A 20,155-nucleotide genomic window follows, 5' to 3' on the forward strand; every position below is an offset into this window, starting at 1 on the left:
TTCGTCATTCCCGCGAAAGCGGGAACCCAGCGAACAGACGGCGCAACTGGGTTCCCGCTTTCGCGGGAATGACGAAAATGTCGGTCGGCTTTAGACCGGCTTCTTGAACCGCATCATGAAACGGTCGGTCTTGCCGCGGATCGCGGGATCGAACACATTCTTGCTGTGATCGTCTTCCTTTATGCGCAGCGCGTCGCTGTCGCCGTCGAAGACGAAGCCCACACGCTCCATGTCGGCGCGCACTTTCGCGGGATCGATCCGGTGCAGTTTCTCGACAAGCTCGCGCGTATCACCCGCGGGGCCGGCATGGTCGACGACGATCACCGACCCGCCAGGACGCACCGCGCTGAACCAGTTCGCCAGCATCGCATCGACATCGACGCGCGGGAATTCGAACTTTTCGCTCTGCCAATAGAGGTCGTGATAGACGAGGTGGGTGAAGATCATGTCGACACTCTTCGGCGCCAGCACGATATTGTTCACCGGCCGCACCATCGGGGCCATGTTCGGATAGGCCTTGGTGATCGTCGCCCAGGTCTCCGCCTTGTGGAATCGCGGCGGGTTCATCGGGATCACCGTGCCCTTGGGGCCCACGAGATCGGCGAGCATTTCGCTGTAGTAGCCGTTGCCCGCGAGCAGATCGGCGACGGTCGAACCCCGCTTGACCTGCGCAAAGGCGAGCACGTCGGCGGGGTGGCGGCCCTCGTCTAGCTTGCGATTGTCGGCGAGGCGGCTCTTGTCGGCGACGGCGGCGGCGACCGCCTTGTCGGGCGCCGCGGCAGCGGCCGGCGCGGCGACCAGCATCGCCGCCCCGAACAATGGCGTCAAAAGTCGATATTTGCGCATGATGTCTCTCCCCTGTTTCGGCCGGGTGTGGCGGCGGTCCGGGGCGATGGCGAGCACAGTTCGACCAGCGGTCGCCGCGTGGCGATCAGCGCCGGTCGCGGCGCCGCTTCCAGCCCATTTCCTCGAACTCGAGCAATTCCATCGGCACATGGATCGCGCGCACGGCGAGCCGCACCTCGACGAGGAAGAGGATCAGCGAGACGAGCAGCAACAGCATCGCGACGGCAAAGGCCCATGACGCCGCGACGCCGAGGTTGATGCCGGTAAAGGCCTGGGTGAACAGCAGCGCGACGAGCAGGCAGACGACGATCCCGCACGCCACCGCGGAGAGGATCGAATTGTTGATGATCCCCATCCTTCGGTCGGCGATGCGCAGCTCGGCGACGATGCGCTCATGTTCGACGCCCTCCGTCTCGGACCAGCGCTCCATCAGGTTACGCGACCGGTCGACGACGCGCGCGAGGCGGCCCGCGATGACGTTGAGCAGGCTGCCGGTCGCCACCAGCAGGAATACTGGCGTGACCGACAGCTGGATCGTCTGCGCAATCGCGCCCGCGTCGAGTCCCGTCATCCCCCGGCGGCAACCGAGGGCGTGTTCACACCGTGCATCGCGAGGAATTTGCGGACGTTGCGTGCCGCCTGGCGGATGCGCTGTTCATTCTCGACCATCGCGATGCGGACATAGCCTTCGCCATCTTCGCCATAACCGACGCCCGGCGCGACCGCGACCTTGGCGTGGGTGAGGAGTTGCTTCGAAAATTCGAGGCTGCCCATTTCCTTGAGCGCCGGGGGAAGCGGTGCCCAGGCGAACATCGACGCCTTCGGGCTCGGGATGTCCCAACCGGCGCGGCCGAAGCTTTCGACCATCACGTCGCGGCGCTTCTGATAAAGCTCGCGGTTCTTCGCGACGATATCCTGCGGGCCGTTGAGCGCCGCGCAGGCGGCCGCCTGAATCGGCGTGAACGCGCCATAGTCGAGGTAGGATTTGACCCGTGTCATCGCGGCGATCAGGCGCTTGTTGCCGACCGCGAAACCCATGCGCCAGCCCGCCATCGAATAGGTTTTCGACATCGAGGTGAATTCGATCGCGACATCCTTCGCGCCCGGCACCTGCAGGATCGAGGGCGTCGGATTGCCGTCGTAATAAAGTTCCGAATAGGCGAGATCGCTGAGAACCCAGACCTTATTCTCCTTCGCCCAGGCGACGAGGCGCTCATAGAAAGCGAGGTCCACCGCTTCGGCGGTCGGGTTCGACGGATAGTTGACCACGAGGATCGACGGCCGCGGCACGGTGAACGCCATCGCACGGTCGAGCGCGCGCCAGTAATTCTCGTCAGGCGTCGTCGGGACGCTGCGGATCGTCGCGCCCGCGATGATGAAACCAAAGGTGTGGATCGGGTAGCTCGGGTTCGGCGCGAGCACGACGTCGCCGGGACCGGTGATCGCGGTTGCGAGGCTCGCGAGCCCTTCCTTCGACCCCATCGTCACCACGACCTCGGTTTCGGGGTCGAGTTCGACATTGAAGCGGCGCGCGTAATAATTGGCCTGCGCGCGGCGCAGCCCCGGAATGCCCTTCGACTGCGAATAGCCGTGCGCGTCGGGCTTCATCGCGACTTCGCAGAGCTTCTCGATCACATGCGCGGGCGGCGGCAGGTCGGGGTTGCCCATCCCCAGGTCGATGATGTCTTCTCCCGCGGCGCGGGCGGCCGCACGCATCGCATTGACTTCAGCGATGACATAGGGCGGCAGGCGCTTGATGCGATAGAATTCATCTTCGGACATGGGAAACTAGAACAACTCCTTTGCATTAGGTGTGGTTGACGCGCGCGGCAATCTCGCCAGCCGCATCGCGGCTTGTTATAGGCATAATATCCGCACTGACCAGCAGGAACGAGCATGAGCGACACGGGCAAGGACGACACGATCGAAACGCCGAATCCCTTCATGCCATCCGCCGACGACATGCAGCATTGGGCGAGCGTGATCGGCCGCGCGCAGCAGATGATGCTCGAATATGCGCTGGGTCAGGCGAACGACGGCAATGCGAGTGCCGCGGCGCTGTTCGACCCCGCCAAATGGCTCGACAATCCCGCAACGAAGCTGTGGACCGAACAATCGTCGAAGATGTGGGATCAGGGCGTCGCCTTCTGGACCTCGCTCGCGAGCATCGGCCAGCCGATCGCGCCCGACGCGCCGGCCGAGGGCGCGAAGGATCGCCGCTTCACCGATGCCGAATGGACCGCCAATCCGGTGTTCGCGATGATCCGCCAGACCTATGGCCTGCTCGCCGAACAGATGCTCGCGACAACGCGCCAGTTCGAGGGGCTTGACCCCGCGGCGCGCGCGAAGATGGAGTTCGCGGCGAAGGCGATGGCCGATGCGATGGCGCCGACAAACCTCGCGCTCACCAATCCCGAGGTGATCAAACGCGCGGTCGAAACGCGCGGCGAAAGCCTGCTCAAGGGGCTCCGCCACATGCTCAACGACCTGTCGCGCGGGCAATTGAGCCATGTCGATCCCGACGCGTTCGAGGTCGGGGTCAATATCGCGACGACGCCGGGCAAGGTGATCCACGAGACCGACCTCTACCAGTTGATCCAGTACACCCCGACGACGAAGGAGGTTCTCGCCGTCCCGCTCCTCATCTTCCCGCCGTGGATCAACCGCTTCTATATCCTCGACCTCAACCCTGCGAAAAGCTTCGTCGCCTGGGCGGTCGAACAGGGATTGTCGGTGTTCGTCGTGTCGTGGAAATCGGCCGACGCGTCGATGAGCGAGATCGTCTGGGACGATTATGTCGCGGCGCAGGTCGATGCGATCGACACGGTGCGCGACGCGCTCGATGTTCCCGCGGTCCACACGATCGGCTATTGCGTTGCGGGTACGACATTGGCCGCGACGCTCGCGATGCTGTCGGCGCGCGGCGAAGCCGAAAAGGTCCAGTCGGTGACCTTCTTCACCGCGCAGGTCGATTTCGAGCAGGCCGGCGACCTCAAGATGTTCGTCGACGACAGCTATCTCGCGCTGCTCCAGCAGCTCTCGGCGCCGGGCTTCCTCGACGGGCGCTATATGGCCGCGACCTTCAACTCGTTGCGCGGACGCGACCTGATCTGGAATTATGTCGTCAGCAATTACCTGCTCGGCAACGACTATCCGCCCTTCGACCTCCTCTATTGGAACGGCGACACGACGAACCTGCCCGCGAAGTGGCACCGGCAATATCTGGTCGACCTCTACCGCGACAATCGCATGGTGATCCCGAACAGCCTGTCGGTGATGGGCACCCCCATCGACCTCAGGAAGATCGAAACCCCCGCCTATATCCAGGCAGGGCGCGAGGATCATATCGCGCCGCTCGCCAGCGTCTGGCGGCTGATGGACCATCTGTCGGGCCCCAAGACCTTCCTGCTCGCGGGCTCGGGCCATATCGCAGGAGTGGTCAATCCGCCTGCCGCGGGCAAATATCAATATTGGACCGGCGACAGCAGCGCCGCGACGCTCGACGATTTTGTCGCGAGCGCGAGCGAGACCAAGGGCAGCTGGTGGCCGCACTGGATCGACTGGATTGCGCAGCGGGATAGCGAAAAAATCCCGGCGAAGGGCGCGCGCATCCCCGGAAAGGGCGCCAAAAAGGCCATTGAGGACGCCCCCGGCCGCTACGTCAAACAGCGGTAATATCCCGCGAATATATTGCCTTCGGGCCGGCGCTCGAACTATTTTTGTGCACCGCACAAAAATTCTCTTGAAATCGCCGATCGCCTCCTATATTGTGCAGTGCAACATAAAGGAGTTGTCCCGATGGCTACCAAGATGGATAGTGCCGAAAAGGCTTTCGAAGCCGCGACGCTGGAAACCCCCGCCAAGCCGGTGGCGACTCCGGCGGCCCCGGTTGTTGCTGCTCCGGCAGCCGAAAAGACCGCGACGCCCGTGAAGACCAAGATCGTCAAGGCGAAGGCCAAGCCGGTCCAAAAGAAAGCCGCAAAGCCGGCAGCAAAGAAGGCCGCTCCCAAGACGGCTGCGAAGACCATTGCACCCCAGACCAAGGTCGCGCCGAAGCCGGTCGCTGCCGCCACCAAAGGATTCAAGACCATGAACGACACCGTCAAGAAGTTCGCCGACGAAGCGAAGACCCGCGCCGAAGCCCTGACCGCCGACTTCAACGAGAAGGCCAAGGAAGCGATGAGCAAGACCAGCAAGCTTGCTGAAGACGCCGTCGAATTCAACAAGGCGAACGTCGAAGCGCTTGTCGAAGCCGGCAAGATCGCTGCCAAGGGCATCGAAACGCTCGGCCAGGAAGGCGTGACCTATGCTCGCAAGAGCTTTGAAGACACGACCGCCGCGCTGAAGGGCTACACCGCCGTCAAGACCCCGGCCGACTTCTTCAAGCTCTATGCCGAAAACAGCAAGAAGGCGTTCGACGCCGCTGTTGCGCAGACCTCGAAGACCAGCGAACTCGTCGTCAAGCTGACGAACGACAGCTTCGCGCCGATCTCGAACCGCGTTTCGGTCATCACTTCGAAGATGAAGGCCGCCTAAGGGCTTTCACCTTCTTATTGTTGGCGCGGGCACCCTCCCCCTCCCCTCCCCGCCTGCGCCGACACCCCAAGGCCGCTCGCTTCCCCCGGGAAGCGGGCGGTTCTTGTTTGCGGCCACCCGATCCGGCTGGCGAACAAGAGGTTAAAATCCGCGACCGCGCCTCTTGCGCTTCGCCCGCGGCTTGCGATATTCCTGCCCATGATGTTTCCCGTTTCGACCACCCAGCCTGTCCGCGCCATGGCGGACAAGGACGATGGCTCGCCCGGCACCCCCGGCGTCGGCATCGCGACGCGTACACGCGCGAAGGCCAAAAAGCCCTCGATGTACAAGGTGCTGCTGCTCAACGACGATTACACGCCGATGGAATTCGTCGTGATGGTGCTCCAGCGCTTCTTCAACATGGACATCGAACAGGCGACGCAGGTGATGCTGCACGTTCACCAGCAGGGCGTCGGCGTGTGCGGTGTGTTCAGCTATGAAGTCGCCGAGACCAAGGTGAACCAGGTGATGGACGCCGCCCGGCAGAACCAGCACCCGCTGCAATGCACGCTGGAAAAAGCCTGATCTAACTCGTTCGCGAGACCTGCTCGGCCCTGAGCGCCGGCGACGGTTCGCCTTTCAAATCGCCATAGCCTAGCTCCGCGCCGCACCCCGGACAGATTTTCGCCGTCCCGACATCGGCGCCGCACGCCCGATGGACATAGCGGATCGCGGGCCCGTCGCCCGTTTCGCCCGGCGCATAGGCCCAGCGTTCGGACCAGTTGCGCATCGCGTACAGCACATCGAACAGCGCCTTGCCCTTGTCGGTCAGCCAATAATCGTGGCGTAACGGGCGGTCGCTGTAAGCACGGCGTTCGGCAATCTCCTCGGCAACCAGCATCTTGAGCCGCGCGGAGACGAGTTGCGGCCCCAGCCCCGTGTTCGCCGCGATCAGTTCGAAGCGCCGCCGTCCGAAGAGCAATTCGCGCAGGATCAGCAACACCGCGCGGTCGCCGAGCAGCTCGGCGGAGCGGCCGACGGGGCAGAATGTGTCCGACAGATCCGCGCGTTTGGGCATGCGCCCCTTCCTGTTTTCGTCATCCCCGCGAAAGCGGGGACCCAGTGGCACCCTTGCTTGCCCAAACTGGGTTCCCGCGTTCGCGGGAATGACGAGGGAAAGAAAAATCTCTTGTCACTATGATTATCATAGTTACTATCGGTTGCAAGAGGAGAGTCGCTCATGCCCAACCCCGCAGCTGTCATTATCGGAGCCGGAGACGCCACCGGCGGCGCCATCGCCCGCGCCTTTGCCGCCGAGGGGCTCACCGCCTGCGTCAACCGCCGGACACGCAACGCCGACCAGCTCGAAGCGCTCGCGCAGTCGATCCGCGACGAAGGGTATCAGGCGCGCGCCTTCCCCGCCGATGCCCGCAACGAGGATGACATGATCGCGCTGTTCGATCAGGTCGAGGCCGAGGTCGGCCCGGTCGAGGTCGCGGTGTTCAACATCGGCGCCAATGTGAACTTTCCGATCACCGAAACGACGGTGCGCGTTTACACCAAGGTCTGGGAAATGGCGTGCCTCGGCGGTTTCCTGATGGGACGCGAAGCCGCGAAACACATGGCGCCGCGCGGCCGCGGCACGATCATCTTCACCGGCGCGACCGCGAGCCTGCGCGGCGGATCGGGCTTTTCCGCTTTCTCGGGTGCCAAAGGCGCGCTGCGTATGCTCGCCCAGTCGATGGCGCGCGAGCTGGGGCCGCAGGGCATCCACGTCGCGCACACAATCATCGACGGCGCGATCGACACCGATTTCATCAAGGGCCGCCATCCCGATTTCGACAATGCCAAGGCGCAGGACCTGATCCTCAATCCGGCCGCGATCGCCGCCAATTATGTGGTGCTCCACAAGCAGCCGAAAAGCGCGTGGACGCACGAACTCGACCTCCGTCCCTGGGGAGAAAAATGGTGACCAAATCGCTCGAACTCATTTTCGATTTCGGCAGCCCCAATGCCTATCTTTGCATGAAGGCGCTGCCCGAACTGCTCGACCGCACCGGCGCCGACCTGGTCATCACGCCCTGCCTGCTCGGCGGCATCTTCAAGGCGACGGGCAACAAGGCGCCGATGGTGCAATATGCCGACGCGCCTGCGAAGCTCGCCTATGAAAACCTCGAAATGCGACGCTTCATCGATAGGCACGGCCTCACGAAATTCCGCATCAACCCCCACTTCCCCGTCAACACGCTAACGATCATGCGCGATGCGATCGTCGCCGAGGATGAGGGCACGCTCGACGACTATGTCGACGCGGTGAACCGGGCGATGTGGGAGGAAGGGCTGAAAATGGACGACCCCGAGGTCATCGCGGCATTCCTTTCGGCGAACGGCTTCGACGGCCCCGCGATGCTCGCGCGAACGCAGGAGCCCGAGATCAAGGCGAAGCTGGTCCAGAACACCGACGCAGCGGTCGCACGCGGTGTGTTCGGCATTCCGACCTTCTTCGTCGGCGGCGAAATCTTCTTCGGCAAGGACCGGCTCGCGCAGGTCGAGGAAGCGCTCGCTTAAGCCTGCGCTGCGGGCTGTGACGGTCGCCCGGCGACCAATATGCCGGCGACGATCAGCGCCAGCCCGATGATGTGGAACAGGTGCAGCATTTCGCCAAGGAACAGCATCGCCAACCCCGCACCCATTAGCGGCATCACATTCATATACTGCCCCGTCGCCGCCGAGCCGATCAGTTCGACCCCGCGATTGAAGAAGAGATAGGCGAGGAAGGATGGAAAAACCGAGACATAGGCGATCGCCAGCGCGCTCCCAGCCACCGGGACGATCAGTCGGCCCGACGCAAGTTCGAGCGCATAGACCGGCACGATGACGACGATGCCGACCATGATCGAGGCCGCCAGAAAGCTGAGCGGATGGACCGGCGGCCGCCGGCGGAGCAGCACCGAATAGAGCGCCCACAAGATTACCGCGACGCCGATGATCGCATCGCCGATATTGAACCGCATCGCCCACACTATCCCGGGATCGCCGCGGCCGATGATGATAAGCACGCCCGCGAGCGAGATCGGCACGCCCGCGACCTGGCGCAAGCTCGTACCGTCGCCCATCACCAGCGCCCCGATGATCAGGATCAGCGCCGGCTGCGCCGACTGAATCAGCATCGAATTGAGCGCGGTGGTGCTTTGCAGGCCGGTGTAGAGCAGGATGTTGAACGCGCCGATCGCCAGCGCGCCCAAGATCATGACGATCGGCCAGCTTGTCCGCAGTGCCGGCCAGTCGCGCCGGAGGTGCGGCCAGGCCAGCGGGAGCAGCAGTGCGAGCGCGATGGTCCAGCGCCAGAAGGACAGCGCCGCCGGCGGCACGAGGTCGCGCGCGGCGCGCCCGACGATCGAATTGCCCGCCCAGAAAAGCGCGGTGAGCGTCAGCAGCAGATAGGCCCGCGACCAGAGCGCCGCAGCCGGGCCGGCGTTTCGCATGATGATTCCGGCTCCCGCTGCGTCCCAGACCGTCCGTCATCCCGGCGCAGGCGGGGATGACGGACCGGGATTAGCCCGACCTCAGGTAAAGTCGAGCTGGATGATCTCGCTGGGCGTCGCGCGGCAATACATCTCGACCTGCTTTGCGCCGTCGGGATAGGTCGCGGTCATCGTCGCACGAATGCGCCAGCCGCCATTGCCCTGTTCGAGCGACACCAGCTTGTCATAGGACAGCCGCGTCCCGCCGGTGATACCGATCTGCCGCGCCGCATCGGTCATGCAATTCTGCACCGACGGCCGCGCCGCGCTCGGCAGGCCGCTGAGGTTCGCGCTCAGCGTCGCGGGCCCCTGCGGCGGATGCGTCGTCGCGCTTTCTTCGGTCGTGCCGTCGGGTTTCTTCTTTTTCTTGCTCGCGAGCAGGGCGAGCAGCCCGCCCGCAACCACGATGCCGCCTATGATCAGCCCGGTGCTCGGCCCTTTGTCCTTGTCTTTTTCGGGCGGCCGCACATTCCGGTAGCCATAGCCGAATTCGGCGCGGCACCCCTTGTCGACCCAGATATAATCGCTGGTGTAACCCCATTGCCGCCCTGCGTTGCACTTGCCGCCGAGCCTGCGCGTGAGTTCGACGCGGTCATTCGTCCGGACATTGCACTGCTGATAATTGCGATTCCAAGATTCGCAGTTCATTATGCCCGCATAATCGTCGACCGGCTGCGGCAGCGGGGTCGGGTAGCCACCATCATTCGCATAGCCATAGCCGAATTCGGCGCGGCAGCCGCCGGTCACCCAGATATGGTCGCTGCCATAGCCCCAGCCGCGCCCGCGCGCGCAATCGCCGCCGAGGATGCGCTGGATTTCGACACGATTGTCCGTCCGCACATAGCAGCGCTGTTCGCGATTGCCGCGCGATTCGCAGCGGATCGTTCCGGCATAACCATAACCGGGGTCGGGTCGGGGCGGCTGGATCTGCGGCCCGCCGGTGGGCGGCCAGGGCCGGGTCTGCGCGGCGACGGGAAGCGTCAGCTGCGTTCCGACCAGTGAAAGCGAGGTGATGATCGCGACGACAGGATTCCGCATGTCTTTCCCCTTTTTGACAATTGCTTTTCCGTAAAACGCAGCCCTTACGCATTTCGCCTAAGCCGCCATGGTTTCACATTTCTGGCACCAACGCCATGAAGAAAGCGCGCGGCGAACAGGATGACTTAACCAATCATCGGGCTTTCCTTGCCGCCTTTGTTCGATTAGCTTTCGCCCCGGGTCGCGCCACCGCAACAGGGAGAGCCGACACATGACTACATCGATCATCGACGGACGCGTCGAATCCGCCGAGCTGCGGCGTGCACGCGGCGGCCTGTCCGTCTTTCGCGCCATCACCTTTCAGCCCGACAGCGGGCCGACGCGCACCCTCCGCAATGCCGTCGTCAAACAGAATGTCGCCGACGAACTGACGCCCGGCACGCGCGGCCGCTTCTATCTCTACAATGCATTCGATCAGAAGGGCGTTCACGGCGTCCGGACGCCCGACGGCCGCGCTACTTATGGTTTCGCGACGAACAACCAGAAGCTTTTCCTGCTGACCGGCGTCATTTCCGTCGTGTGGATGACCTTGCGGATCGCGGTCGACGGCTACGTCCCGGTGCTCGGCATATTGCTGCTCATTCTCGGCGTTGTCGGCTATATCTTCATGGGCAAGGGCGAACGTGAGGCAAAGGCTCAGTTCGATGGCGACGGGAACCATCATCCCACATAGCTAGTCGGCTTGCGCGGCATCGCGCATGCGCTAAAGACAGCCGATGGATCAGATCGTCATTCGCGGCGGCCAGCGACTCAAGGGCCGTATCCCCATCTCCGGCGCCAAGAATGCGGCGCTCACCTTGCTGCCTTGCGCGCTGCTCACCGACGAGCCGCTGACGCTGCGCAACCTGCCGCGGCTCGCCGACGTCGACGGCTTCGGGCACTTGCTCAACCAGCTCGGCTGCTCGACGACGATCGAGGGATCGCGCCCCGAGGATTTCGGCCGCGTGATGACCGCGCGCACGACGACGCTGACCTCGACGGTCGCGCCCTACGATATCGTGCGCAAGATGCGCGCGTCGATCCTCGTGCTCGGCCCGCTGCTCGCGCGCGCGGGCGAGGCGACGGTGTCGCTGCCGGGCGGCTGCGCGATCGGCAACCGCCCGATCGACCTCCACCTGAAAGCGCTCGAAGCCTTTGGCGCCGAGATCGAACTCGCCTCGGGCTATGTGAAGGCGAGCGCGCCGGGCGGCGGACGTCTGCCGGGCGGCAAATTCACCTTCCCCGTCGTGTCGGTCGGCGCGACCGAAAATGCGCTGATGGCCGCGGTGCTCGCCAAGGGCACCTGCGTCCTAGAAAACGCCGCGCGCGAGCCCGAGATCGTCGACCTGTGCAACTGCCTCGTCGCGATGGGCGCGCATATCGATGGCATCGGCACCGAAACGCTGACGATCGAAGGCGTCGACCGTCTCCACGGCGCGACCTATCGCGTCATGGCCGACCGTATCGAGGCGGGCAGCTATGCCTGCGCCGCGGTGATCACCGAGGGCGATGTCGAACTGGTCGGCGCAAAGGCCGACGAGATGGAAGCGACGCTCGCGGCGCTCCGCCAGGCGGGCGCGACGGTCGAGGAAACCAAAGGCGGCATCCGCGTCGCCATGTCGGGCCGCGCCGAACCCGTCACGCTGTCGACCGCGCCCTATCCGGGCTTCGCGACCGACATGCAGGCGCAGTTCATGGCGATGGCGACGCTCGGCAAGGGCGCCTCGCTATTCACCGAAACGATCTTTGAAAACCGCTATATGCACGTCCCCGAACTCGCCCGCATGGGCTGCGACATCGACGTGCGCGGCCGCAGCGCCGTGGTGCGCGGGGTCGATCAGCTGGTCGGCGCGCCGGTGATGGCGACCGACCTGCGCGCCTCGATGAGCCTGATCATCGCCGGTCTCGCTGCGCAGGGCACGACCGAGGTCAACCGCGTCTACCACCTCGACCGCGGTTATGAGCGGCTCGAGGAGAAATTGCAGGCGGTTGGCGCCGATATCGAGCGGATCAGCGCGGGTTAAATTTGATCTAAGAATTGTGTGCCCCCGCGAAGGCGGGGGCCCATCTCCGGTCGGTTCGATCTTGCACCGGCAGGTGATGGGTCCCCGCCTTCGCGGGGACACGCTGAGGATTGCAGATTGCGCCTAAGGATTAGGCGTCAGGCGCGCGCCGCGGCCATATGCGCCGCGCACGTCGCGCTTGATCCAGTCGGCGAGCAATTTCAGATAACCGTCGGTGATGCGCGTGATCTGGCGTTCGCCGTTGGCGTCGGTGGTATATTCCCACATGCCGTGGTCGGTCTGCGGAAAGAGATAGACGTCGACCGGCTTGCCGGCCTTCGCGAGCCCTAGCAGCGCGCCGCGCGTCGTTTCGATCGGCGCCTCGCGATCTTCGCCCGCGAGCACCCAGAGCAGCGGTGCGCCGAGTTTCTTCAGCGCCGCAAATGCGTCATAATTCCAGATGAGTTCGAGATTGTCGAAACGCGCGCGCCCGACCCGGCGCAGCTCGTCGTTGGACATCCGCGCGATCGCGCCGCTATGTTCGCCCGCGATCTTCGCCGCCCACGGCTGGCCCGTCATCTCGGCGCGCACCGCGTCAAGCTCGGTGTAGCCTTCGGCGAAGCCCGACAGCAGCAGCTTGCCCGTCGCGTTCGACAGCCGCCCGACGAGCGCCTCGGCGTCCCGGCCCAGCCCCGCCGCACGCACTTCCGACACCATCTGCTCGCGGTCTTCCTCGATCGGTGAGGCGACGAGGCCGAAACCGATCGCAACGAAATCGGCGTTCGTCCGCGTCGCGGTGAGCGGGGCGACCCAGCCGCCCTGGCTGCCGCCGAAGAAGCCCGCGCGGCCATAACGCCCCGCTGCCATGCCGCGCGCCTGCCCCAGCGCGTTCGCCGCATCCTCGGCGAGCAGCTCGAAATTCTGCGTATATTCGCCCTCGGACCCGCCGGTGCCGCGCTTGTCGTAGACGAAGACCGAAATCCCCTGCGCCGCCATCGCATAGCCATAGATGCCGCCGATCGGCGAAGTGCGTTCGGACCCATGCACCATGACGACGAGCGGCCGCCTGGCGTCGTTACCCGGCGGTTCGATCAGCACACCGGTCATCTTCGTGCCGACGCTGTCGAAGGTCGCGGGGGTTTCGCGAAAGGCGATGGGTGTCCAGCGCTTGCCACCGATGGCGACGTCGCCATTTCCGCAGGTGAGCGACACGCCGGCATCGGTGGTCGCGCCGCGGCGGCCGTCGCGAAACATATAGCGCAGCCCGGGCGCCGCCACCGCGGGCGATTTCACCAGCACGACGAAATCGCCGTCGGGGGCTGCATAGGTGCCGGGCGCGCAGGCGGTCTGCGCAAAGGCGGGTGCCGCCGGAAGGGTCGCGAGAAGAAGAAGCGTGCCGATGAGATGTTTCATAGGAGCGTCCTACTGAAACAATACAGCAATGACAACTAGCTCTCGGGCTCGACCGGAACCGAAACCATATTGCCGCTGACCGACGGCCGTTCGGGCCGCTTCGCGACCGCAATCACCAGCCCGATCAGCGCGACGACTCCGCCCGCGATCGACAAGGTTGCCCAGCGATAATCCTCGAACGCCGTCGAAAAGCCCATCGCGATAATCGGAATCAGCACGCTCGACCACGCCGCCTGTCCCGGCCCAACCGCGCGGATGATATTGAAATAGAGCGGGAAGGTCACCGCGCTGGCGATCACCCCGAGATAGAGGACGCCGCCGATGTAGGTCGCGGTGGGCTCGATCACCGGCGGGCCGGTGGTGATCCACGCATAGCTGCCGTCGGCGAGCGCGCCGAAGAGCATTGCCCACGCGATCATCACGACCATCGACTGCGCGCGCGCGATGCGCGTTCCCTGCATGACGTTGGCGGTCGACGCGCTCATCACCCCGGCGAGGGTCAGCGCGGTGCCAAGCAACACCTCGCCCGCGCCGACCGCGGCAGCACGATATTCGTGAAGGATCATCAGCCCGACGCCGACGATCGCAATCCCCGCCCCCGCGAGAAAGCGCCCCTCGAGCGGCGTTTTTAGGAACGCGCGGCCGAGCAGCGTATTCGGCACGATCAGCAGCGCGAACAGCACCGCGACAAGGCCCGAGGTGATGTGCTGCTCGGCGCGGTAGACGAAGTTGAAGTTGAAGGCGAACTGCGCGATGCCGAGCACCACCGCAAAGAGCATCGCGCGCGGCGCGAGCAGAAGCGCCTCGCGGCGGATCGCGGCAAAGGCGAACATCGCGATCGCCGCGACCGCAAAGCGATAGGTCACCGACCAGCTGGGCGGAACCACGCCGAGTTGCCCGGTGATGACGATCCAGGTCGATCCCCAGATCAAAGTCACCAGCATGAAAGGCAGCAGGACGCGAGGGCTGAGCAGCGTCGGTGGCTGCTCGCTACTCACAGCGAGCCGATCGCGGCCGCCAGCGGCGCGACTGCCTCGGCGTCCTGATCCCAGCTGACGACGAGGCGCGCCGCGCCTTCGCCCCAGTCGTAGAAATCGAACCCGGCGCCGCGCAGCTTCGCGGCTTCCTCGGCGGTCAGGCGCACGAACAGCTCGTTCGCCTCGACCGGGTGCATCAAGCGCCCGCCGCACGCCGCCGCGAGCTTCGCCGCGCCCGCGTTCGCGGCGCGTGCATTGGCGAGCCACAGGTCATCGCTCAGCATCGCGCGGATCTGCGCCGCGACGAATCGCCCCTTGCTGAGCAAATGGCCGCCGCGCTTCTTGAGTTCGCGCACCCCGGCCCCGCCGCTGCCGCCGAAAAAGACGATCGCCTCGGCCATCATCGCACCATTTTTGGTGAAACCGAACGACAGCGCATCGACCCCGGCGCGCCACGTCACATCGGCAGGCGCACAGCCGAGGAAAGCGACGGCGTTGGCAAAACGCGCGCCATCCATATGGAGCTTCATGCCCGCGCCCTTCGCGATCTCGCTGATCTCGCCGATTTCCTCTGGGCGCCAGGCGAGGCCATATTCGGTGGCATTGGTGATACTGACCGCGGCCGGCTGGACCTGATGCACGTCGCGCCGGATGCCGGCGATGCGCGTCCTCAGCGCTTCGGTCTCGATCTTCGCGCCGCGCCCGGGCAGCGGCATCAGCTTGGCACCGCCCGAATAAAAGGTCGGCGCCCCGCATTCGTCGACCTCGATATGCGCTTCCTCGTAACAGAGGATTCCCTGCCATGGCCGCACGAAATGGCCAAGGATGATGCTGTTCGCCGCCGTGCCCGTCGCGATCCAGACAACCTCACAATCCGTTTCGAAAAGTTCCGAAAACGTTGCATCGAGCGATTGGCTGAGCGCATCGCCGTCATAGGCCGTATCGACCTGGTTGGCCGCCACCAGCGCGTCCATTACCGCGGGATGGACCGTCGCGGCATTGTCGGAGAAAAATCGGGTCGCCATTACGAATTGAACCCGGACGCTGGTCGCTGCACCATGCTACTCCCCCAATAAAATTGGCTTTCCCTGTGGACAGATCGGGACGAAAATTGCTTGCTCTCCGAGGCTGGCCGTCTCAGTGGTCGCGCTTGGCGAGCAGCCTGAGGCGCAGCGCATTCAACTTGATGAAGCCCGCCGCATCCTTCTGGTCATAGGCGCCGGCATCGTCCTCGAAGGTCACATGGCGTTCGCTGTAGAGGCTGAACGGCGACTTGCGGCCGACGACGCTGGCGTTGCCCTTGTAGAGCTTGAGACGGACGGTGCCGGTGACGGTCGCCTGGCTGTGGTCGATCGCCGCCTGCAGCATCTCGCGCTCGGGCGCGAACCAAAAGCCGTTGTAGATGAGCTCGGCATATTTCGGCATCAGCTCGTCCTTGAGGTGCGCCGCGCCGCGGTCGAGCGTGATGCTTTCGATGCCGCGGTGCGCACGCGCATAGATTTCGCCGCCCGGCGTCTCGTACATGCCGCGCGACTTCATGCCGACGAAGCGGTTCTCGACGAGGTCGAGGCGGCCGATGCCATGCTTGCGGCCGAGGTCGTTCAATGCCGCGAGCAAGGTCGCGGGCGACATCGCCTGCCCGTTCAGCGCGACGCCGTCGCCGCGCTCGAAATCGATCGTGATATATTCGGGAGTGTCGGGCGCATCCTCGGGGTTCACCGTGCGCGAATAGACATAGTCGGGGGTCTCTTCCCACGGATCCTCGAGCACCTTGCCCTCCGACGAGGTGTGGAGGAGGTTAGCGTCGGTCGAGAACGGGCTTTCGCCGCGCTTGTCCTTCGGCACCGGAATCTGGTTCTTTTCGGCGAAGTCGATCAGCGCGGTGCGGCTCGTCAGATCCCATTCGCGCCACGGCGCGATCACCTTGATGTCGGGGTTGAGCGCATAGGCCGACAGCTCGAAGCGGACCTGATCATTGCCCTTGCCCGTCGCACCGTGCGCAACCGCGTCGGCGCCGGTTTCCTTGGCGATCTCGATGAGACGCTTCGAAATCAGCGGGCGCGCGATCGAGGTGCCGAGGAGGTAATCGCCCTCGTAGCGCGCGTTGGCGCGCATCATCGGGAAGACGAAGTCGCGGACGAATTCTTCGCGCACATCGTCGATATAGATATGCTCGGGCTTCACGCCCATCAGCTCGGCCTTGGCGCGCGCCGGCTCGATCTCTTCGCCCTGCCCGAGGTCGGCGGTGAAGGTCACGACCTCGCAGCCATAGGTGACCTGCAGCCACTTCAGGATGACGCTGGTATCGAGGCCGCCCGAATAGGCGAGGACGACGCGCTTGAAGGACTCGGACATGATGGCACCTTTGGCGAGGGAAAGACGCGGGCGCGGCTAGCAGTCCTGCCATGATCACGCAATGTATGTTGTCCAACACGCATTGTGCCCCTGCGCAGGCAGGGGCCCATCACCGAAGCTATCGGCCGACATCACCGCCGATCCGAGGCCCCACCGATAGGAGACGGGCCCCTGCCTACACGGGGGCACGGCGACCTAGGAAATCCGCGTCCAGTCCATGAACCAGTTGTCGTCCCACGTCTTGCCGCCGTCGCGCGAAGTGCCCTGGAACCAGCGACAGCTTTTCGGCGTGATCCGGTCCCACACGCCGCGATAGAGTTCGGCCCCCTTTTCGCCCTCGCTTTCGGACAGGAAGGTTCCGACGCCCTCCTCGAATACGCCGAGCTCGCCCGGCACCGCGACGACGCCCGACTTGGCGTTGACGAAATGATCGGACCAGATCTTCTTTTCGACGTCGAGCAGGCGGAGCCCCATGCCCGAAAAGCCGCGCGCCGGGATGCGCAGTTCCTCGATGCTCGCGATGCCGCCGAGGATGCCGACGACGGTCGCTTCGGCGGGAAATTCGATCCACTTTTCGCCTTCGCGGAATTTGTTGTGGATGCGCCATTCGCCGGTGAGGAAATCGAAATCGCCGGGTTTGCCGACGGGCGCGGGGTTGATCGCGGCGGAAACGACGGCGGGGACGATAGTGGACATAAGGGCTCCTGCGGAAAGGGCGATGATGGTGCGTCGTTCGATGTGGGTCATGGCTTGCTCCCTTCGTGACGCATTTGCCCTACGCACCCTATCCTGACATTTTCTGTCAGTTATTTTCTGCTACAGCGAAAAAATGCGCGCGAGCCGCCTCCTTTCGATCCTGATGCTGCTGCAATTGCGCGGGCGGCTGACCGCGGCCGATCTCGCCGCCGAGTTCGAAGTGTCCGAACGTACGATCTACCGGGATATCGACGCGCTCTCCGCGGCGGGGGTGCCCGTCTATGGCGATCGCGGACCCGGCGGCGGGTTCGAGCTGCTGGGCGGCTATCGCACGCGCCTCACCGGGCTGTCGGCCGGCGAGGCCGAGGCGATGGCGATGATCGGCCTGCCCGGCCCGGCGGCGGAGCTGGGGATCGGCGCCGCAGCCAGCGCCGCGCGCAACAAATTGCTCATCGCGCTCCCGGGCGGCGGCGGCGCGCTTGCCGACCGGATGGCGGCGCGGTTCCACCTCGACGCGGTCGACTGGTATCGCAGCGGCGAAGCCTTGCCGCACCTTCCCGCGATCGCGCGCGCGGTACTCGACGAGCGGCGTTTGTCGATGCGCTACGAAAGCTGGCAGGGCGTGCGCGACTGGACGGTCGATCCGCTCGGCCTCGTGCTGAAAGCCGGCATCTGGTATCTCGCAGCGCGCGGCGGCGGGAAGATCCGCATCTTCCGGATCGCGAATATCGAGGACCTGGTGGCGGGCGACACGCCCTTCGAGCGCCCCGCCGATTTCCATCTCGCAAGCTGGTGGCAGGCTGAACAGGCGCGGTTCGAGGCCGAGCTGTTCGGAACGACCGCGACCCTCCGTGCCTCGCCCGACGGCTGCAAACGGCTCGCCGCGCAGTCGCCGCGCGGCGCCGAAGCGGTCGCGGGTGCGGGTGCGGGCATACCCGCCGCCGATGGCTGGCGCGAAATGACGATGCAGGTCGAGGACAGCGACCATGGCGCACGCGACATGCTCGCGCTCGGCGCCGAGGTCGAGGTGGCGGCGCCGGAGAGCTTCCGCCGCCGTATTGCGGCACTCGCCGAACAGATCGCGGCGCGGCACCGCTGATCGGCGTTTCTGTTAGTGGCCTAGCTGCGCTGCAACGCCAGCGAACCCGCGCCGCGCGCCGCAATGTAAAGCCCGAAGGCGATCAGCATCGCGCTCGGGAAGCTCGCCCGGATCCCTCCCGCAGCATCCACCATGACAATCGCGACCAGGAAGTTGAATGCACAGACAAGGCCCGCCCAACGCACAAGAACGCCCGCACAAAATGCCACGCCGCAAAGAAATTGGGCCCAGACCGACAGGGGTGCCATGATTTTCGGGAACATGAACCCGTGCGATTTCAGAAACGCTGCGAACTCCGCCATCCGCGCGGCACTGGAGATATTATCCCACGTTCCATAGATCAAAAAAATTCCGACAAGCAGCCGAAAGCCGAGCAAGAATATATTCTCGAACTTGTCCAGTTTCTTCAGATTCGGGAAGCGAGCCATCCACCTTCTCCTGACGAACTTGTGCGATATGGGGTGAAATCAGATGGCGAGCCGCCACGCGCGAACGTGATAACGGTTTTTTGAATCAAGTAAATTGCCGCCGCAATCCGTATCGCGACAGAGCCCGCACGGTGCCACTGATTGGAATTCCCTGTCCAAACCGCTATTCTCGTGCCGGGGAGAGAGATCATGGGCAAAGCCGAGATCAAGACCAAAGCCACCGACGTGACCGTCGCCGATTTCATCGCGACCGTCCCCGATACACGGCGCCGCGAGGAGGCCGAGGTGATCGATGCGATGCACCGGCGTGTCACGGGGCTCGATCCGAAAATGTGGGGGCCGTCGATCATCGGCTATGGCAGCTATGACTATCTATACGACAGCGGCCGTTCGGGGACGATGTGCCGCGCCGGCTTCAGCCCGCGCAAGGCGGCGATGACGCTCTATCTGATGGGCCATTATAGCGATCGCCAACCCGAGGCCGACGCGCTGCTCGCCAAGCTCGGCAAATATAAGAACGGCAAATCGTGTCTTTACGTCAACAAGCTCGCCGACGTCGACCTGGCGGTTCTCGAAAAGCTCGTCGTGCTGAGCTGGGACGTGATGAACGAAAGATATCCGGATTGACGGCGATCAGGGCAGCACGCCCCGCAAATCCTTGAAGCTGCGAACTGGGCGAGGCCGCTTCTTGTCTCCCCATATCGCGACGCTACCGACAAGCAGCAATAGGCTGAAGCCCCCGGTGATGCAGGCAAAGACGATATCACTCGTCCTCGTCGAGCCGTAAATCTTCAGCGAGTCGTAAGCGGCGTAGCCGATCAGCAGGGCCATCGCGACCATGAACACCGAATATAGGACGGCTTCCCAAACTTGCTGCCCGCGCTCGACCCGGTCGAACCGCCCGACGCGCTTCATCCCTCGCGCGATTTCGAGGATGAGATCGCGATAGCCGACGTTCCCGAGGGATTTCGGGACCAGCACGAACTTTCGCCCGTCGTCGCACCAGATCAGGCAGCGAAAGGAATCGCGCCAGCGGAATTTGCCTTCGTCGAGACTCGCACGGAGTCGACGAATATCGGTGAGCGGAATTTCGGCGCGCCCGCGCCGCGAACCGGTCAGGACCAGCGCCGGCGAGCCGCCCGCTGCGACTTCCGCGTCGACCCACAAGCCTTTCAGACCTTCGCGGCGCAGCGCCCAACAATTCCTGATCCGGTGAACCCCAATCCGGTCACGCCCGGCGCCCATGTCTTCGTCAGCCATTCCGCCCTCCTTCGGGCCGGTC

22 protein-coding genes are annotated in these 20,155 nt (G+C 64.4%); 9 read left to right on the top strand and 13 right to left on the bottom strand.

The genetic code is table 11. The features are described 5' to 3' along the window. Positions 1 to 90: 90 nt before the first annotated feature. From V8J55_RS00820 to V8J55_RS00830, 3 genes are all read right to left on the bottom strand, one after another. The gene (locus V8J55_RS00820) at positions 91 to 846 is read right to left on the bottom strand and encodes a class I SAM-dependent methyltransferase (protein ID WP_336443958.1); all 756 of its coding nucleotides are present in this window, start codon (positions 844 to 846) and stop codon (positions 91 to 93) included. An 85-nt stretch (positions 847 to 931) separates the two neighbouring features. Then, positions 932 to 1,417 carry a DUF2721 domain-containing protein gene (locus tag V8J55_RS00825; protein ID WP_336443959.1) on the bottom strand — a complete coding sequence of 162 codons (486 nt, stop codon included), beginning with the start codon at positions 1,415 to 1,417 and terminating at the stop codon, positions 932 to 934. Beyond that, positions 1,414 to 2,628 (bottom strand): LL-diaminopimelate aminotransferase, encoded by a 1,215-nt coding sequence (locus V8J55_RS00830; protein WP_037513018.1) that lies wholly within the window; start codon positions 2,626 to 2,628, stop codon positions 1,414 to 1,416. The genes V8J55_RS00825 and V8J55_RS00830 overlap by 4 nt, the downstream gene beginning before the upstream one ends. Before the next feature lie 114 nt (positions 2,629 to 2,742). On the opposite strand from V8J55_RS00830, the gene V8J55_RS00835 reads away from it, so the two are divergent. The 3 genes from V8J55_RS00835 (at position 2,743) to clpS (ending at position 5,946) form a co-directional block, all read left to right on the top strand. Further along, positions 2,743 to 4,521, top strand: a complete 1,779-nt coding sequence (locus tag V8J55_RS00835) for a PHA/PHB synthase family protein (RefSeq protein ID WP_336443960.1) — start codon at positions 2,743 to 2,745, stop codon at positions 4,519 to 4,521. 123 nt (positions 4,522 to 4,644) lie between these two features. Further along, a complete protein-coding gene (locus V8J55_RS00840) occupies positions 4,645 to 5,382 on the top strand; it encodes a phasin family protein (protein ID WP_037513012.1) in 738 nt (245 codons plus the stop codon). A 201-nt stretch (positions 5,383 to 5,583) separates the two neighbouring features. Next, entirely contained in the window at positions 5,584 to 5,946 is a 363-nt protein-coding gene (clpS, locus tag V8J55_RS00845; protein WP_413052757.1) for an ATP-dependent Clp protease adapter ClpS, read from the top strand. Between the two features lies 1 nt (position 5,947). Here the strand turns inward: clpS and V8J55_RS00850 are convergent, their stop codons facing one another. Further along, positions 5,948 to 6,439: a winged helix-turn-helix transcriptional regulator gene (locus V8J55_RS00850; protein ID WP_336443961.1), complete on the bottom strand. Its 492-nt coding sequence runs from the start codon at positions 6,437 to 6,439 to the stop codon at positions 5,948 to 5,950. A gap of 162 nt (positions 6,440 to 6,601) precedes the next feature. Here V8J55_RS00850 and V8J55_RS00855 point away from each other — a divergent pair, with 162 nt between their 5' ends. Both V8J55_RS00855 and V8J55_RS00860 read left to right on the top strand, forming a co-directional pair. After that, positions 6,602 to 7,333, top strand: coding sequence for an SDR family oxidoreductase (locus V8J55_RS00855; RefSeq protein WP_336443962.1), 732 nt, complete (start codon positions 6,602 to 6,604; stop codon positions 7,331 to 7,333). Beyond that, complete coding sequence (locus V8J55_RS00860) at positions 7,327 to 7,929, top strand: 2-hydroxychromene-2-carboxylate isomerase (protein WP_336443963.1); 603 nt, start codon at positions 7,327 to 7,329, stop codon at positions 7,927 to 7,929. Before V8J55_RS00855 ends, V8J55_RS00860 begins: the two co-directional genes overlap by 7 nt. Here the strand turns inward: V8J55_RS00860 and V8J55_RS00865 are convergent. Further along, positions 7,926 to 8,846, bottom strand: coding sequence for a DMT family transporter (locus V8J55_RS00865; RefSeq protein WP_336443964.1), 921 nt, complete (start codon positions 8,844 to 8,846; stop codon positions 7,926 to 7,928). The two genes, V8J55_RS00860 and V8J55_RS00865, sit on opposite strands and share 4 nt — an antisense overlap. Positions 8,847 to 8,927: 81 nt before the next feature. Then, positions 8,928 to 9,923: a DUF3011 domain-containing protein gene (locus V8J55_RS00870; RefSeq protein WP_336443965.1), complete on the bottom strand. Its 996-nt coding sequence runs from the start codon at positions 9,921 to 9,923 to the stop codon at positions 8,928 to 8,930. Positions 9,924 to 10,134: 211 nt separating this feature from the next. On the opposite strand from V8J55_RS00870, the gene V8J55_RS00875 reads away from it, so the two are divergent. Together V8J55_RS00875 and murA are read left to right on the top strand one after the other, a co-directional pair. Continuing rightward, positions 10,135 to 10,596: a hypothetical protein gene (locus V8J55_RS00875; RefSeq protein WP_037512997.1), complete on the top strand. Its 462-nt coding sequence runs from the start codon at positions 10,135 to 10,137 to the stop codon at positions 10,594 to 10,596. 43 nt (positions 10,597 to 10,639) lie between these two features. Then, positions 10,640 to 11,926, top strand: coding sequence for a UDP-N-acetylglucosamine 1-carboxyvinyltransferase (gene murA, locus V8J55_RS00880; protein ID WP_336443966.1), 1,287 nt, complete (start codon positions 10,640 to 10,642; stop codon positions 11,924 to 11,926). Between the two features lie 123 nt (positions 11,927 to 12,049). Here the strand turns inward: murA and V8J55_RS00885 are convergent, their stop codons facing one another. From V8J55_RS00885 to V8J55_RS00905, 5 genes are all read right to left on the bottom strand, one after another. Then, positions 12,050 to 13,318, bottom strand: coding sequence for an alpha/beta hydrolase family protein (locus V8J55_RS00885; RefSeq protein ID WP_336443967.1), 1,269 nt, complete (start codon positions 13,316 to 13,318; stop codon positions 12,050 to 12,052). Positions 13,319 to 13,353: 35 nt separating this feature from the next. Next, positions 13,354 to 14,262: a DMT family transporter gene (locus V8J55_RS00890; protein ID WP_336445682.1), complete on the bottom strand. Its 909-nt coding sequence runs from the start codon at positions 14,260 to 14,262 to the stop codon at positions 13,354 to 13,356. 50 nt (positions 14,263 to 14,312) lie between these two features. Continuing rightward, complete coding sequence (locus V8J55_RS00895) at positions 14,313 to 15,320, bottom strand: threonine aldolase family protein (protein WP_336443968.1); 1,008 nt, start codon at positions 15,318 to 15,320, stop codon at positions 14,313 to 14,315. A 112-nt stretch (positions 15,321 to 15,432) separates the two neighbouring features. Next, positions 15,433 to 16,650: an argininosuccinate synthase gene (locus V8J55_RS00900; RefSeq protein WP_336443969.1), complete on the bottom strand. Its 1,218-nt coding sequence runs from the start codon at positions 16,648 to 16,650 to the stop codon at positions 15,433 to 15,435. 195 nt (positions 16,651 to 16,845) lie between these two features. Then, positions 16,846 to 17,346 (bottom strand): hypothetical protein, encoded by a 501-nt coding sequence (locus V8J55_RS00905; RefSeq protein ID WP_336443970.1) that lies wholly within the window; start codon positions 17,344 to 17,346, stop codon positions 16,846 to 16,848. 133 nt (positions 17,347 to 17,479) lie between these two features. Between V8J55_RS00905 and V8J55_RS00910 the strand changes: the two genes are divergently transcribed. After that, the gene (locus tag V8J55_RS00910) at positions 17,480 to 18,445 is read left to right on the top strand and encodes a helix-turn-helix transcriptional regulator (RefSeq protein ID WP_336443971.1); all 966 of its coding nucleotides are present in this window, start codon (positions 17,480 to 17,482) and stop codon (positions 18,443 to 18,445) included. A gap of 20 nt (positions 18,446 to 18,465) precedes the next feature. On the opposite strand, the gene V8J55_RS00915 is transcribed toward V8J55_RS00910, so the two are convergent. Further along, positions 18,466 to 18,873 (bottom strand): DoxX family protein, encoded by a 408-nt coding sequence (locus V8J55_RS00915; protein ID WP_037512981.1) that lies wholly within the window; start codon positions 18,871 to 18,873, stop codon positions 18,466 to 18,468. A gap of 189 nt (positions 18,874 to 19,062) precedes the next feature. On the opposite strand from V8J55_RS00915, the gene V8J55_RS00920 reads away from it, so the two are divergent. After that, on the top strand, positions 19,063 to 19,500 hold the full coding sequence (locus V8J55_RS00920; RefSeq protein ID WP_336443972.1) for a DUF1801 domain-containing protein: 438 nt from the start codon (positions 19,063 to 19,065) through the stop codon (positions 19,498 to 19,500). A 6-nt stretch (positions 19,501 to 19,506) separates the two neighbouring features. Here the strand turns inward: V8J55_RS00920 and V8J55_RS00925 are convergent, their stop codons facing one another. Continuing rightward, positions 19,507 to 20,118, bottom strand: a complete 612-nt coding sequence (locus V8J55_RS00925) for a hypothetical protein (RefSeq protein WP_336443973.1) — start codon at positions 20,116 to 20,118, stop codon at positions 19,507 to 19,509. Between the last annotated feature and the right edge of the window lie 37 nt (positions 20,119 to 20,155).

Origin of the sequence: Sphingopyxis sp. CCNWLW2 (assembly GCF_037095755.1) — a bacterium.
In the GTDB taxonomy this organism is placed as follows: domain Bacteria; phylum Pseudomonadota; class Alphaproteobacteria; order Sphingomonadales; family Sphingomonadaceae; genus Sphingopyxis.

Excerpts from the sequence above, each read along its gene's own strand:
- V8J55_RS00915 (WP_037512981.1), bottom strand. The coding sequence starts at position 18,873 with ATGGCTCGCTTCCCGAATCTGAAGAAACTGGACAAGTTCGAGAATATA.
- V8J55_RS00900 (WP_336443969.1), bottom strand. The coding sequence starts at position 16,650 with ATGTCCGAGTCCTTCAAGCGCGTCGTCCTCGCCTATTCGGGCGGCCTC.
- V8J55_RS00850 (WP_336443961.1), bottom strand. The coding sequence starts at position 6,439 with ATGCCCAAACGCGCGGATCTGTCGGACACATTCTGCCCCGTCGGCCGC.
- V8J55_RS00860 (WP_336443963.1), top strand. The coding sequence starts at position 7,327 with ATGGTGACCAAATCGCTCGAACTCATTTTCGATTTCGGCAGCCCCAAT.
- V8J55_RS00910 (WP_336443971.1), top strand. The coding sequence starts at position 17,480 with ATGCGCGCGAGCCGCCTCCTTTCGATCCTGATGCTGCTGCAATTGCGC.
- V8J55_RS00875 (WP_037512997.1), top strand. The coding sequence starts at position 10,135 with ATGACTACATCGATCATCGACGGACGCGTCGAATCCGCCGAGCTGCGG.
- V8J55_RS00830 (WP_037513018.1), bottom strand. The coding sequence starts at position 2,628 with ATGTCCGAAGATGAATTCTATCGCATCAAGCGCCTGCCGCCCTATGTC.
- V8J55_RS00905 (WP_336443970.1), bottom strand. The coding sequence starts at position 17,346 with ATGTCCACTATCGTCCCCGCCGTCGTTTCCGCCGCGATCAACCCCGCG.
- V8J55_RS00840 (WP_037513012.1), top strand. The coding sequence starts at position 4,645 with ATGGCTACCAAGATGGATAGTGCCGAAAAGGCTTTCGAAGCCGCGACG.
- V8J55_RS00820 (WP_336443958.1), bottom strand. The coding sequence starts at position 846 with ATGCGCAAATATCGACTTTTGACGCCATTGTTCGGGGCGGCGATGCTG.
- murA (WP_336443966.1), top strand. The coding sequence starts at position 10,640 with ATGGATCAGATCGTCATTCGCGGCGGCCAGCGACTCAAGGGCCGTATC.
- V8J55_RS00920 (WP_336443972.1), top strand. The coding sequence starts at position 19,063 with ATGGGCAAAGCCGAGATCAAGACCAAAGCCACCGACGTGACCGTCGCC.
- V8J55_RS00855 (WP_336443962.1), top strand. The coding sequence starts at position 6,602 with ATGCCCAACCCCGCAGCTGTCATTATCGGAGCCGGAGACGCCACCGGC.
- V8J55_RS00890 (WP_336445682.1), bottom strand. The coding sequence starts at position 14,262 with ATGCTGGTGACTTTGATCTGGGGATCGACCTGGATCGTCATCACCGGG.
- V8J55_RS00835 (WP_336443960.1), top strand. The coding sequence starts at position 2,743 with ATGAGCGACACGGGCAAGGACGACACGATCGAAACGCCGAATCCCTTC.
- V8J55_RS00865 (WP_336443964.1), bottom strand. The coding sequence starts at position 8,846 with ATGCGAAACGCCGGCCCGGCTGCGGCGCTCTGGTCGCGGGCCTATCTG.
- V8J55_RS00885 (WP_336443967.1), bottom strand. The coding sequence starts at position 13,318 with ATGAAACATCTCATCGGCACGCTTCTTCTTCTCGCGACCCTTCCGGCG.
- V8J55_RS00870 (WP_336443965.1), bottom strand. The coding sequence starts at position 9,923 with ATGCGGAATCCTGTCGTCGCGATCATCACCTCGCTTTCACTGGTCGGA.
- V8J55_RS00825 (WP_336443959.1), bottom strand. The coding sequence starts at position 1,417 with ATGACGGGACTCGACGCGGGCGCGATTGCGCAGACGATCCAGCTGTCG.
- V8J55_RS00895 (WP_336443968.1), bottom strand. The coding sequence starts at position 15,320 with ATGGCGACCCGATTTTTCTCCGACAATGCCGCGACGGTCCATCCCGCG.
- V8J55_RS00925 (WP_336443973.1), bottom strand. The coding sequence starts at position 20,118 with ATGGGCGCCGGGCGTGACCGGATTGGGGTTCACCGGATCAGGAATTGT.
- clpS (WP_413052757.1), top strand. The coding sequence starts at position 5,584 with ATGTTTCCCGTTTCGACCACCCAGCCTGTCCGCGCCATGGCGGACAAG.